7 protein-coding genes are annotated in these 14,279 nt (G+C 41.2%); all 7 read right to left on the bottom strand.

Translation table 11 applies throughout. From position 1 onward, the window contains the following. Nucleotides 1-971: 971 nt before the first annotated feature. The 7 genes from AAG747_RS17155 to porU all read right to left on the bottom strand — a co-directional run bounded on the left by AAG747_RS17155 (nucleotide 972) and on the right by porU (nucleotide 13,922). Nucleotides 972-2,246, bottom strand: a complete 1,275-nt coding sequence (locus tag AAG747_RS17155; protein WP_346822435.1) for an adenylosuccinate synthase — start codon at nucleotides 2,244-2,246, stop codon at nucleotides 972-974. 19 nt (nucleotides 2,247-2,265) lie between these two features. Beyond that, a complete protein-coding gene (locus tag AAG747_RS17150) occupies nucleotides 2,266-2,631 on the bottom strand; it encodes an STAS domain-containing protein (RefSeq protein WP_346822434.1) in 366 nt (121 codons plus the stop codon). A gap of 205 nt (nucleotides 2,632-2,836) precedes the next feature. Further along, nucleotides 2,837-6,535, bottom strand: a complete 3,699-nt coding sequence (locus AAG747_RS17145) for a PKD domain-containing protein (RefSeq protein ID WP_346822433.1) — start codon at nucleotides 6,533-6,535, stop codon at nucleotides 2,837-2,839. Between the two features lie 33 nt (nucleotides 6,536-6,568). Next, nucleotides 6,569-7,315, bottom strand: a complete 747-nt coding sequence (locus AAG747_RS17140; protein WP_346822432.1) for a shikimate dehydrogenase family protein — start codon at nucleotides 7,313-7,315, stop codon at nucleotides 6,569-6,571. Between the two features lie 348 nt (nucleotides 7,316-7,663). Continuing rightward, nucleotides 7,664-8,935, bottom strand: a complete 1,272-nt coding sequence (locus AAG747_RS17135) for a M16 family metallopeptidase (protein ID WP_346822431.1) — start codon at nucleotides 8,933-8,935, stop codon at nucleotides 7,664-7,666. A gap of 117 nt (nucleotides 8,936-9,052) precedes the next feature. Beyond that, nucleotides 9,053-10,261 (bottom strand): type IX secretion system outer membrane channel protein PorV, encoded by a 1,209-nt coding sequence (gene porV, locus AAG747_RS17130; protein ID WP_346822430.1) that lies wholly within the window; start codon nucleotides 10,259-10,261, stop codon nucleotides 9,053-9,055. Nucleotides 10,262-10,556: 295 nt separating this feature from the next. Then, the gene (porU, locus tag AAG747_RS17125) at nucleotides 10,557-13,922 is read right to left on the bottom strand and encodes a type IX secretion system sortase PorU (protein WP_346822429.1); all 3,366 of its coding nucleotides are present in this window, start codon (nucleotides 13,920-13,922) and stop codon (nucleotides 10,557-10,559) included. Between the last annotated feature and the right edge of the window lie 357 nt (nucleotides 13,923-14,279).

Below are 14,279 nucleotides of genomic sequence, written 5' to 3'. Positions count from 1 at the left end.
TTTTAATTTCCCCTGTCGTCGTTTCGAAAGGGTGAGCAAAATTCGTTAATCTTTTTCTTTTCTCCAAATTTTTCTGAAAGTTTTTTTCGATCTTTTTCGAAGCTAACACCCTCATACTCAATCGCTTTCCCCTCTCTTTTGCCCTTATTTTCTGTAATTGCGAGTGCAAAGGTAAAAAACATCTTTCAAATCACCAAAACTTTTTTAAGTTTTTTTCAGCCCCTCTCATTTTACATCCTCCGTCTTCCCCGTTTTTCTCGCTGCTTTCCCTCTGAAAGCGGTTGCAAAAGTAGCAATCCCAACCAACTTTCCAAACCCCTATCCCATCTTTTTTTTAACCCATTACCTAACATACTGAATACAAAAACTTTATATACAAAACTTTTTTTGAATCGGATTAACAGAACCATTAAAATGACATTTTAAAAAAGAATATTCCTATTCAAAAAAATAGATCTCGAAAGCAAAAACCTCTTACCAAACTCATATTTTCCTTTGAAAAAGCGAATCATGGAGAGGCTACTTTTCATGAATTTTATTTTTGCCTCCTGTTTTTCAATGAAGTTAGTGAAAGAGTGATATAGTGAATGAATGAGTTGAAGCTTTTATGCAACTAAACAGATTCATTATTCTACCCTATTCTATAAAGCTCTAATATATAGGCTCCCTTATTCAATACATCGTGATATAGTGAAGGAGTGATATAGTGAATGAGTGAGTTGAAGCTTTTATACAGTCATACGGATTCATTATTTCAAACCTTCCGTATTTGATCATAGAACTTTATAGTATGTATAAGAGCTTTCATAGGTTTTCAAATCACTCCTCCTTATACCTTTCAGTGTCCTAAGCTTTCATATACTACAGAACCAACCTTCTATATACAAAAGAAAATGCCCGGAAATCGAATATGATTCCGGGCATTTTGAAAGATTCCCTCAGCGGGTGTTCTCTCTATATAATAAGAAATACTATTCTGCTACGATGGTTTGCTTTCTATCCGGTCCTACTGACACCAATGTAATAGGTACTTCCAATTCTTCCTGAATGTAATTGATATATTCTTTCAGTTCTACAGGCAAGCCGTCAAAACCTATTTCAGGGCTTACATCACTCTGCCATCCTTTGAAAGACTTATACACGGGCTCAAGCTTCGCATTGACGATATCGAAAGGTATCTCATCGGTGATGGTACCGTCCTCCAATTTATAATGTGTACAGACCTTGATTTCATCAAAGTTGTTCAATACATCTGCCTTCATCATTAAGAGTTCGGAAACGCCATTGATCATGACCGCATATTTCAACATTGGCAAGTCCACCCAACCGCATCTGCGGGGGCGCCCTGTGGTAGAGCCAAACTCCCGGCCTTCTTCTCTCAATTTCTGCCCGGCATCATCAAACAGTTCCGATGGGAAAGGCCCGGAACCTACCCGCGTACAGTATGCTTTAAAAATACCGAATACTTTTCTTAACTTCCGAGGAGCGACTCCCAGACCTGTAGAAGCTCCGGCACTAAAGGTATTGGAACTGGTTACAAAAGGATACGAACCGAAATCGATATCCAACAGGCAACCTTGAGCTCCTTCCGCAAGGATTTTCTTTCCTTCCAACAGTGCCTGATTAATATAGTATTCACTGTCTACCAATTGAAGCGTCTTGATAAACTCTATCGATTGGAAATACTCGTCTTCCAGTTCTTTTAATTGCTCTTGGGTATACTCAAACTTATAATAGTCCAGGATTGCCAGATGCGCTTCCAGTAGTTTTTGATAGCGTTCGTAAAAGTTATCGGTCAGGATGTCTCCGATTCTCAAGCCCAAACGCCCGATTTTATCCTGGTAAGTAGGTCCGATACCTTTTAAGGTAGAGCCGATTTTATCTTTTCCCTTGTGAGCTTCATAGGCTGCATCTAACAAGCGGTGGGAAGGCAGAATCAAATGGGCCTTTTTAGAGATCAACAGGTTTTGGGTGACATCAAACCCTCCTTCTTTCAGTTTGGTAATTTCTTGTTTTAAAATATTCAAATCCAACACCACCCCACTGCCAATGATATTGATCGTATGGGCTTGAAAGACACCAGAGGGAATTTGGTGAAGAACGTATTTTTTGCCATCGAACTCCAAAGTATGCCCTGCATTCGGCCCTCCTTGAAACCTGGCAATAATGTCGTATTTAGGCGCTAGAAAATCAACAACCTTTCCTTTGCCTTCATCTCCCCATTGTAATCCTAATAATATGTCCATCCCTGTATTTGTTAAATAGTTATGCGATTTTGACAGATGAATTTAATTTTTCTATGATTTCAAAGGCTTCCTGATTGGAATCAGCCAATTTTAAAATTTTCACAAGTTTTGTGATTGACAAAAGCTTCTGCACCTGGGCAGCCGGTTTGATCAATACTACGTTCCCTCCCGGTTCGGTCAGCAAATTTAAAATTTGTAGAATAATACTTAACCCTTTACTGTTCATATGGCTTAGCTCTACCATATTGAAAAGGCAATACTTAATTTGACCTTTCTGATAAATCTGTACCAGTTCCAATAATTCCTTGTCTTCATTACCTCCTAATAAGTCTCCTTTTATCTGAAGGTAGATTATCTGATCAAATATATAATAACTGTATTCCACAATGTCTCTATAATGGTATTGTTAAGTACCTCTGCTAAATGGTTAAGCATATGTTCACTTCCTCTTCCCTGCAATTCTCACACTTCCTCTTAATAATTAAAGATGTTCTTTCAGAAACAAATCCCATACTTCCCTGTGGTATTTCAGCATACCTCTTCCCAGTGGCCCTGAAAGCAGGAAGTGTAAAATTAAAAAAATAAATCCACTAATTTGCGAGCATTAGCTTTTTCACTACAGTACCCCGGTCCGTTGCAATTTTTAGCAAATAAATGCCTGAGGGAAAACCCGAAAGATCAAATCGGTTTACCGGGGCCAAAGAGGGAACCTCAAAACGCTTGCCTGATAAATTGAACAGTTCTATCTGAAGAATTTGAACTTCTTTGTACTTCATATAAAAGATCCCCGAGGTAGGATTGGGATAAAGTACCAAATCGATTGGGGCATCCTGATCTCCGGATGACAAAGGATGCGGAAAGCTGACTGTTGGAAAAATCCAATGTGCCAAATTTTCACCCCAACTGTTTGCCTGATCGGAATAGACAAACCAATTCCCTTGACTGTTTCTTTCCCAACCTGTGAGTGGAGGACTATTAAATGAAGAAGTCTGTAAAGCCACCGTATCTTGCGGATCGCCATAAGACAACTCTATACCCACCAAAAATTTACCTTGTACTTTTAAATGGTTTTCAAAATCCAAAGTATACTGGCCATTGTTCAAGTTATTTTTAATAGTCCTAAGAGAATACCTGACCGAATAAAGCTTGGCTCCTGCGGTTTTCTCAGCTTCGTTAAACTCCCAGATGGTAAAAGTAATGGTGGAATTTTGCGAACCGGCCTTAATCACGGCAAAACCAAAGTCAATGGAGTTAATAAAATAGGTATCCGACCCCGAATCAAAAAGTTCGGCTTTGACTTGGTCTTCATATTGATTATGCCCTGACACATACCCCCATTCGTCTGAAGGTTTGAGTACGGGTGTTCCTCCGGTAATATTGCTCAAGCGCAGGGTTTTTCCCGGATCGAAAAAGACTTCCAGGTACTCTTGTTTGACCAGAATGTCCGAACCGGCTTGGTTCGTTATTTCCAAAGTAACCGAATAAATGCCCGGTTTGCTAAAAGTGATGACAGGGTGCTGTTCGGTAGAGGTTAAATATTCGGCACCTTCAATTGTCCACTTCCAGGCGGTAGGCCGTAATTCGGAGCGGTCCCAAAATTGCACCACATCTCCTATAAATACCGTATCGCCATTATGGGTAAAATTAAATGCAGCCTGAGGAGCTTGAAATTGAAAGGCCTCTACTAAAACATTGTCCAGCCACAGAGGGTTAGCTCCCCCACTACGGCACTCCATCATAACCTGCATTTCAGACTGATCTTCGAGCAAAGCACCCAAAGCGATGATTTTGGATTTAGCCCTCCAGTGAGCTTTTTCAAGGCTTAGCTTTCCTGAAGTAGCATCAGTAGTGGCTAATTCAGCACCGGATAGGGTCCAAATTACTTTTCTTGTTGCCCAACAATCTGTGGAGTAATAAATCGTAAGGCTGTCTGTCAACAGCTCATTCAACAACCAACGGTTAGCATACGCCAAGTCAAAGCGCACTTCCAGATACGCCTGGTCTTTTGTAGAGAGTGTCGGAAGGTAAATACCCGACTTTTGCCCCGGCTTTTCAAAATTGTCAATTCTAAAAGAACCGCTACTTTGCCACCCGCTTGTGGCTCGGTTCCAAGCCACATCTGCAATCCAACCTTCCGGCAAGCTCTCTGTTTCAAAATCAGCTTCTACGGATGATATGGCTTCATCCGCCGGCACGATTTTCACTTGGTTTTCTTTGAAACTAGTCGAAGGGATGTTTTTTTGGGACCGGACATTCAGGTTGACCGGGTATACTCCTGGCTCCGGGTAGGTAACCACAGGGTTTTGTTCCGTAGACGTTGCCGGTACCCCGCCCGGAAACTCCCAATTCCATTCCACCAGTACATCTTCTCCGAGTATTTTAGATTGATCAAAGAATTGGATTTGACTACCGACACAAGTCAATGTTTGTGAGGAAGTAAACTCTGCAAGAGGGCCTTCAAAGGTATTGATTTGTATATTATCCAAAAACAGATTATTCCCGAAATTACCAATATTTTGAAATACTACCCGCACCCATTCGCTACTTTCCACATCCATGATGAGTGATCCGGTTTTCCACTCTGCCTCAGAGCTTGGCGTATAGCCACTGCTAGCTGTAGAGGTAGTGGCCAAATCCTGCCCCCCTTTTTTCCATAGCAGTGTTTTCTCTCCGGTACATAAGTCTTCCATATAAATTGCCAGGCTATCGGACCTCCCTGCCCAAAGCGCATAAGCATATTGAAATTCCAGTTTCAACCCTTGAGTGAGACGGGTATCCAAAACCGGAGAAAGCAAAGAAGCATCTACATTGCCATAGTCATTTTGATAATTATTGACGAACGTTGCTCCTCCACCAGCCCAGACAGCTTTTTGCCAAGCATTGTCCGTAACAGTCCAATTCTCGGGAGGGAATGCGACTCCTTCAAAATCTTGAGACAGGTTAGTCTTTGCCTGTTGAGAATAATCCACTACTTCAATGTACTCCTTCAATAGTAAGGTATCGGATTCCCCACCTGCTTGGGCAATCAAGCGGACATCGAAAGTGCCTTTGGACAGGTATTGTACTGCCGGGTTGACTTCATTGGAATATTCGGGTGTTCCTCCTGGAAAATGCCATTTAAGAGAAAGGTTCTGTGAATTTTTAGCCTTAGACAGGCTTTGAAATTGAAGGTTTCCTCCCCAGCATGTTTTTCGGCTTTTAACATTTAAGTTCGCAAATACATTTTTTGTAGTAGCCACCCGGGAGTTTAACAGGACTTTTCTCCGGCTAGCCACTTCCATGACCGTATGCATCCGTTGCACTTGGTCGTTGGTAAAAAGGTTCATACAGGCATCATTGCTGTAGTCCAAAAAGTTTTGAAACATGTCCGAACTCCCACAAGAACTCAACACTTCATCTTTGCAACCATAATGTGGAACGCTTTGCCGGGGGGTATCCTCACAAAAATCATCAATCTCACAATTGTTTTCGGACTCGCCCCAAATATGAATCAAGCCCAGCCAATGTCCCATTTCATGGGTTAAAGTACGGCCTTTATTAAAATTGTTCTGAAATGGGTTTGCCGGAGTACGGCCAAAGTATTGGTAATTAATCAAGATTCCGTCCCGTTGGGCAGAACCTCCTTTTTCAGACAATCCGTCAAGCCCTGAAAAAGAAGGGAACTGAGCATAACCCAAAAAACCTTGTAAACTCAATGTGTATACATTGGCATATTGATCAGGGTCCCAATAGATGGCCGGTTGGAGTCCGGCCTGTGCTTCGGAAAGCGACCAAGAAGCCTTATGTCCATGCACTCTGTGTATCCCCGGTTCTTTCAGGAAATTACCCTGAGGGTCAACCCTAGCCGGCACAAACTCAATCCTTGCGTCAGCGGCTACCGCTTTAAACTCGTCCGGGGTTTGGGTTGCATCTGCGTTTTTACGTCTGAAATCTTCGTTCAACACATCAAACTGAGAGTATACCTGAGCCGCCGATATATTAGTTCCTTCCCCAACCGCTTCGCCATTATGCACAATATGTACTATGATGGGGATTTGGTACACTTCTTCTCCCTGAGCCGCTTTGCCCAATTGGGTCGTTTGATAAATTCTACTCCGGAGAAACGCCTCTATTCTCCCTAACTCCTTTTTAGAATGGGATGTTTGGTATTCAAACCCACAGGTACGGTGCAAAGGGGGCTTTTCCTGTACAGAAGCACGGGGTGACTTGGATTGAGCGAAGGCGGAACAAGTATAAAATAAAAACAAGCTCCCAAAAATCAGTTGTTTGATCATGGGTGAAGAATTCATTCAGTTGAAAGTGTTTTATGAAGTACAGCGGTGCTATTCATTCCAAATTTCCCAGGATTTCTCCGCCTGTAATACAAGCATTTCGTATCCGTTCTTCACTTTACTCCCCTGTTGTTCGGCTTTTTTCATCAATAAAGTAGTTGATGGGTTATAGACCAAATCATGTACATAATGAGTCCCATCAAGTAAATCATACGGTAATTCCGGACATGCATCGATGTTTGGATAAGTACCCAGAGGAGTCGTATTGATAATTAATTTGTACTCATTCAACAAGCCTTGATCTACTTGTTCATATGCGATACAATCACTTCGTTCTCCCGGGTTTCTGGATACAAACAAGGCTTGTATTTGCAAATCGTCCAATACTGCCTTTACTGCTTTTGCAGCCCCACCGGTTCCCAATATCAAGGCTTTTTGAACTTTCTGCCCTGCTAAAAGATTTTCCAATGATTTATAAAAACCGTAGTAATCAGAATTAAAACCAATCAAATCCCCATTAGAACGCACCTTTATTACATTTACGGCTCCGACTTTTTGAGCGGAGGAATCCAAAGAGGTAAGGAAAGGTATTACGTCTTGTTTATAAGGAATTGTAACGTTCAGTCCCTTCAGCCCGGAAGTATTGCGAATAATCTCAGGCAGGCGTTCAATAGCAGGGATTTCAAAAAGATTGTATATTGATCCGGTGATCCCCTCCTTTTCAAATTTATCCGAAAAGTATTTCTTGGAAAAGGAATGGGTTAGAGGGTAACCGATAAGTCCATATACATTGTTCATCGTTGAAGATAGTTTTGTTGTAAAAATAATGTTCCTTTTGAAGTTTTACCATGCAAAAGTTTTAAAGCATGCTTCAATTTCATCCTTTGGGTCAAAAACTCCCATTTCAGAAACCTCGGTGCAGCATGTTGAGTGGCCGGCATTCCGGTCAAATAATGCTATTATTTCCGGTATACCGGCCATCGATATGTCGAACCATCGATATGTCGAGCCATCGAAGTGTCGAACCACAAAACTACTATTCTGAGAACCCTAAACTGAAAATTTTTACCACCAAAGGGGTGGCCTCTCAAAGGAGGACCTCCCGTAAAGAATTTTAAACATGCCCTTATTGGTTTGAGAAAGTCTCTACCCCACTAAAACTTCTAACAAGTCTTCGTTAAAATATTTGTTAGCCATGGTGTGTACCTGTTCAGCAGTTACTTGTTGAATCTGGGATACATAATGGTCATAGTAATCTTCCGGGAGGTGGTTAAAATAAATGGTTTTGAAATAGTCAATCACAGAAAGAGGGGTGTTAATAGACTTCACAAAGCTACCTGCCATATAATTTTTCACTAAAGAAAGCTCTTCATCGCTGACCAAATTATCTTTCAGCTCTTTGATTTCTTTATATATTTCGTCCAACACTTCTTGTCGCTTATCCTTGATAACATCCGTACCGATCAGGAAATAGCCTGTCTGAAACAGGGACACTACCGAAGAATAAATACCATAGGTATATCCTTTTTCTTCCCGGATATTCTTCATCAGACGTGACCCGAAGTACCCTCCCAAGATTTCATTAAACACTTCGAAGGCGAGTCTGTCAGGGTGGACAATAGGAAAGAGTAAGCGTCCGATACGCAGGGATGTTTGTAGCGCCTCCTCCTTTTCTTCATAGAAGCTCCCAGTGACCGGTTTGAATGAAAATGCACTTACAGCCTTACTCTCACGGGGATGTATTGGCAACCGTCCCAGCTTCTGATTAATCAGCTGAAAAGTGCTTTGATCCACCATTCCCGCCACTATCACATCAAATTCTTTGGACAAAATATTTTGTTGGTAATGTTGTACCAAGTCGTCCCTCTTGATGCCATCAATCATTTCATGAGATTGACGATACCCATAGGGATGATGCTTCCCAAAAAGCGTTTCGCGAAACAGGATCCCAGCGAGGTAATTATTTTTTTGAAGATTTACTTTCAGTTGTTGATGTGAAATACCAATCACCTTTTGCAATTCGCTTTCCGGAAATTGTGCTTCCGCGATAAACTCCAGCACTAAATCCAGTACGTTCTCCACATGTTTGGAAAGGCAAATCACTTCAATCACCAGATGTTCAAAGCCCGCCTGGATTTCAAAAAAGGCTCCTAGTTTATCAAATGCCTCATACATTTGAGAAGAAGAATAAGCGGTAGTACCTTCTGTCAGCATTTTTGCGGTAAAGTAAGAGACTCCTTCTTTTGCTTCGTAGCGTTTGCCTGCCTTAAAGATGAGTTGTAAGTTGACTAAAGGTTGGTTTCCTGCCGGTATCAAATGAAACGGAATCCCATTGTCTAACCGATGAGATTCCGCTTTTTTCAATTTGAAGTTTTGTATGGGTGAAAATTTTGGAGCTTGTGTTCTATCTAGTTTCATGAAAATTACGATGGTTATCACATATTCAAGGGGAAAATACCCTGTGGTATCTTCCCCTTGAAAAGTCTATTAAATGTAAGCAAATCTTTGTCAAACTACCGGTATACCATGACCGGATTATATCTCTCCAGGTTGGTCTGCTATATCTTTGGACTCTCCAAAGTTAACCATTAATGTGAATCTTAGGGTATCTTCAAGCGGATGATTGCGTTGACTGGCTGCCAGGTAAGCAAAATCGATTCCGAATTTTTGATAGCGCAAGCCCAAGCCAAAGGTAAAGTATTGACGATTGCCCTTGGTTTTATTTTCGTGGAAGTATCCTCCTCGAACCGCAAACAAATCATTGTACCAATACTCTAAACCCGTAGCAAAAATCAATTCTTTCATTTCTTCGCTAAAGCCATCGGGTGCATCTCCAAAAGAACCGAACATTCCTGAAATCATGGAACGATCCGGGTCTTTTCCGGCGATGATGTTCCTATTTTCATCATAGTGGGGAGGCGTAGGAACCAATAACTTATTCACATCAAAGGCCCAAGTCAATTTGTTCATGGGGTCAAAATGTGTGGTAATGGCGGTTCCCAAGCGCAAATTGGTAGGAATAAAGTCTTTCTGGTTTTCATCGGTATAGGTAATTTTAAAACCGATGTTGGAAAGGTTTACTCCAAAGGCAACATTGGTGGGGTAGCCCAGAAACATCACATCCTCATTATTATAATACATAGATAAATCAACCGCGGCAGTATTGCCCGGTTTGGTATCGTTTGTGGTAGCCCCACTGCTTATATTTCCGGTAAGGTTAGAATGGATAAACCGTCCGGTACCACCAATACTCAACCGCTCTGAGAGCTTCATAGCAAAGGTCAAATCAAAAGCAAATTCCCGGGGATTGAAGTCGGCAATGGTACTTCCTGACGTATTGGTAAACTCCATACTTCCCAAGTTAAAATACCTGAGTGAGCCACCAATCACCTGATTTTCGTTAAGTTTACGATATCCTGACAAATATGCTAAAGACATATCTCCCACAATTTTTTGAAGCCAGGGAGTATAAGACAAGGAAAAGCCCATTCTTTGTTTGGCAAAAGCCAATTTGGAAGGGTTCCAATAAGCGGCATTTGCATCCGGAGACAGCGCCACCCCTGCATCTCCCATTCCAGCGCTTCTCGCATCCGGGGCGATCGTTAAAAAGGGAACTGCGGTGATAATTGGATTTGAGTTTTTATCCTGCCCAATAATTTGAGGGGTTTGGTCATCTTGCGCCATGCTCACTGTTTGACCAATTAATCCCATAAACAGGAAGCTGATAATAAACTTTCTAAACATAATAATTTGATTAGTCCAAATCTGAAATTGACATTTCATTACTAAAGCTCGGGTAAGATATTTACGCTGCGAAAATAAAAAAAATTATATTTTAAGATACAGAACCCTATTTCACTCTAAAAAAGTGAACTGCTAAGGTTCTAGGGTATTGAAACCATCTTAAACTTATGTTTTTGGCAATTTGACACCTACCTACTTTATGGAAGCAACAAACTTCCATAAACTTTAGTAACAACGTAGAGGTCCAATCATACAGGGTGGATTACATTAAAAATAAATACTAAGTTAACTAAATTTATTTTACAATCAACAATTTCCCATTTCCAGTGAACGCTCCCACTTCTTCCACAATAAATCTAAGTTGATAAAGGTATATACCTGGTAATAAACGGGCACCCAATTCATTCGATCCGTCCCATTCCACCTCCACGGTTTCGTTGTTGGCAAAAAACTCTTTTTCCAAGGTTCTCACAGGTTTCCCTTCCACTGAGTAGATATCAATAAGTGTTTTCACATTTCTACCTGTATACGTATGAGTAAATGTAAACTTTGTGCCGGTAACCATGGGATTGGGAACTGTTAATAAATCTTTCACAGTCAGGGAAAAATTATCGGTTACTTTAAATACAATAGATTTTTCGACAGAATTGTTATGAGTGTCCCAGGCTTTTACCCGTAAGGTATGCTCCCCAGAACGTAAATTTTCCAAAGGAAACACTACTTTCCCTTTTTGATAATTGTCTACAGCTCCTTCGTAATGCTCATTCAACACGTAGCGGGTCTCTTCATCCAGCCAGGCTTCTATATCATGTCCCACTCCTATTCCTGAAGTGTTGATCCCGTTTTCATCTTCCAAATGCACGAGCAAGCGGGTATTTTTCGGCACCTGTCCTCCGGAAACAAAATTCTCATCCTCTACAAAAAGCTTCATGTCCGGGGCCGTATTATCCTCCATTTTAGGCTCACTCCCTCCTACCACCAAGTGCGTTACGGCCCCTCCGGCATCCCGGAAATCAGAGGAATGAGCAGCATACAGGCTGACTTTCCCCACACCAAATTGATAGGCAATGTCTTTGGGCACCACAAACGAAAAAGAAAACTTCCCTGCATTTATACTGGCTCTTCCTTTGTACAGGGTGTTTTCAAAAGTTTTAAATGTCATGATGGTATTCGCGCCCTCATCTCCCAAGGTTTTTTTTGTTACCTTTTTGTCAAAAATTTGAATTTGCAAAATCCCGTCAAAATTACCGGATACCTGATCCTTGTACCGTACTTCACCTTCCATCGTAATTTTTTGCAGAGCTTTCAAGGTATCCCCTTCTGCCACCGGTTTCCCATTGATTTTGGTAATGGCAATCTCCTCTTGCGGATAGCCCAAGCGCATTGAAGGATCGCCCAATAACGTAAAGTTGCGGTTCAACACACCTTGAATGCTTTTATTCTTCGTTTTGCGGATGATGTCTCCCAAGCAACTGAACCCCGGTTGAAAGGCAACTTCGTAAAAAGCTTTGTTAATCAAGAAATTCTTATCGGAAAACACTGGCCGGGTTGTAGTCAGTAGTCCGATAGCCCCACCATGACGATTGAGGATTGCAAACTCAGCTCCTGATTTCACGTTAGGATTGTCATGTCTTCCAAACTCACATGTAGCCGTAATGAATAAGGGCAGTTTGTTATAATTTGTCCAGGATTGCACCTGGGCATTTTCCAGAATTCGCTCGCTCGTCCAAGCAGTTTCTGAGCCATGCCCTGTAAAATTCACTATTAAAGCTCCCTTATCCACAGCAGTGTTCAGCTCTTGTCTTACTGCCGGAGAATGCTTCCCATTGGGACTCTGTACCTGTGGATAGGCATCCAAAAAAACCTTTTTGATGGTCAAGGGTTGATAATTCGTTTCGATATATTCCGCCAACTCATCCGCTTGCAATTGATGGACGTTCAGGTCTCCGTCATCAGCAAAAAAGGCCACTTGATTTCTCCAAGCCCCCAATGTAATCCTGTTTTCGCTATAATGAATTAATTTGTCTACGATGGCTTCCGCTTCCTCCACATTCGTAACGGGTAAGCGCCCAATACCTACGTCCAGATCGTGGTCATTGCTTTGAGCACTTTCAGGCCAAGCTCCCTCTGCTTCTTCCATAAAACCATAAAAATCATCCGAAGAGTAACTTTCAATGGGATGCAACGACTCTTCAGATTCATACACAGGAACAAAATTGGTATTGAACTCCAGTCTTTCTTTATAATCAAAAGAACCGTCTCCAAATAACAATACATATTTCAGGTCCCCCCCTTTTAAATATAAATGCCGGATAAAGTCCCGGATCGCGGTAATATCTTGTTTGCCAGAAGAAAATTCATTGTAAATTTCGGATACACGAACTACAGCAGTAGTTAGCCCCTCAACTTCTTGACGAAAATCAGCCAAACGCTTAGCGGTATGTTCAAATACATCCGGTGTAATGATGAGCAAACCGGGACTGGACATTGCCTGTAAATTTTGATTAGCCAAGTGTTGACCCGATATGGGTTCAAAAGATTGAGCAGGATTAAAAGCGACAAATTCCTTCCAGCTTTTCCCCTCAGTCATAAACCGGCCCTTGTTGTTTGCACTTTCGTAAATTATTCTTTGGGGTTCCAAAGCATTTGTTACCTCCCATATATGTGTTTGGGGCTGAATATTCCCCACTTCATAGATTACTTGTTCATATTGAAGGCTTTTTATACTTCGAAATAGCGTCTGGGTTTCGTAGAGCCGGAGAGCACGTTGATAATTCAATACAAAATAATCCAAATAGCCTTTTGCGGCATTATTAGGCTTTTGATATTTTAAGTAAAAACGCAATTGGTTTTGCAAGTTCAGCTGGTTGGAATTCACCGTAAAAACCTGTTCTCCCATTTGCCCCTTTTCAGCATATGTATAGGGAGACACAGCGGGTAATTCAATATCGCCAAGAGCTTGTTGGTTCAGAGAGAAAGAAAATTTACTTGGAGCCGAGGCCTGGGCCATTACCGAGGGGAGAACACGAATGTCTGTATCTTTCATCAAACCTTCCACCGGGAAGGAAAATGTCTGATCGGTAGTTGTAAAATAAAATTCACCGAACCACTTCCTGCCTGAATTGAGAATATTAACCTCTTCTTTTTCATGAAAAATATAATCATCGTATTGTTGAATCACTGGACCTTCCAGAACCGGAATATCTACAGGGGCTATACGCTTCCCTGTTTTCTGTTCTATTTTTAAATAGTAGTAATTGTATTGCTCATAAAGATGGGTGATTTCCCTGATGATTTGTTTATTTGGATCATAGAAAACTTCATTGGCTCCTTCGGCAAAAAACAAGACATAATCTCCCTGGTGAAACACTCCGTCTGCCTCTCCTTCCACCCAGATAGCATTTTCGTAAAGGTCTGCCACTCTGGGTTCCGCATTTGCCTGCGCTAACATTCCGCCCCCGTTGCCATACAAGTGAATGGTGCGTGGGTCCGTCTGATCTACCGGAACGCCTAATTTTTTCAAAAAAGAATACGTCAATTTATGAACTCCCCTTTTATCTACCTTTATCCGGTAGACATCGCCATTTTGCAACACAGAATTTTGTGCATACGCATTCCAACAGCTACCAATCAGGGAAAATAAAATGAGCATTTTTTTCATTCAACTCAATCTTTGTTGTCTGCATTTAAGGTCTTAACAAGCAAGCCGTCCATTCCTAAAGACTCACAGACAGGATGAAGGGTTTGACTATATAGGTTTTTTAACGAATGTGGGGTAAAAAGCATCCTCAACCAAAGATAAAAGGAATTTGGAGATATCTTCTTTGAGGCGGACTAGAAGTTGAGCATTTTAGATGAAGTACTCTGTGAAGAGAGAAAAAGGAAGAATAAAAACCATTTAAAAATAAAAGAGCTTATTCTTAACAAGAATAAGCTCAATAGCTTTAACAATTAAACCAAATAATCCTTTAAAATTCCTTTCAGTCTGAAAATATATCTTTAAGACGAATTGATTTAT

Source organism: Rapidithrix thailandica (assembly GCF_039710355.1).
GTDB lineage: Bacteria > Bacteroidota > Bacteroidia > Cytophagales > Flammeovirgaceae > Rapidithrix > Rapidithrix thailandica.
Note: the sequence above shows the minus strand (reverse complement) of the source record. Positions and strands in the feature narration are given on the sequence as shown.

Bases quoted from the DNA above. Each gene is read 5' to 3' on its own strand.
- porU (WP_346822429.1), bottom strand. From the start codon at position 13,922: ATGAAAAAAATGCTCATTTTATTTTCCCTGATTGGTAGCTGTTGGAAT.
- AAG747_RS17155 (WP_346822435.1), bottom strand. From the start codon at position 2,246: ATGGACATATTATTAGGATTACAATGGGGAGATGAAGGCAAAGGAAAG.
- AAG747_RS17135 (WP_346822431.1), bottom strand. From the start codon at position 8,935: ATGAAACTAGATAGAACACAAGCTCCAAAATTTTCACCCATACAAAAC.
- porV (WP_346822430.1), bottom strand. From the start codon at position 10,261: ATGTTTAGAAAGTTTATTATCAGCTTCCTGTTTATGGGATTAATTGGT.
- AAG747_RS17140 (WP_346822432.1), bottom strand. From the start codon at position 7,315: ATGAACAATGTATATGGACTTATCGGTTACCCTCTAACCCATTCCTTT.
- AAG747_RS17145 (WP_346822433.1), bottom strand. From the start codon at position 6,535: ATGAATTCTTCACCCATGATCAAACAACTGATTTTTGGGAGCTTGTTT.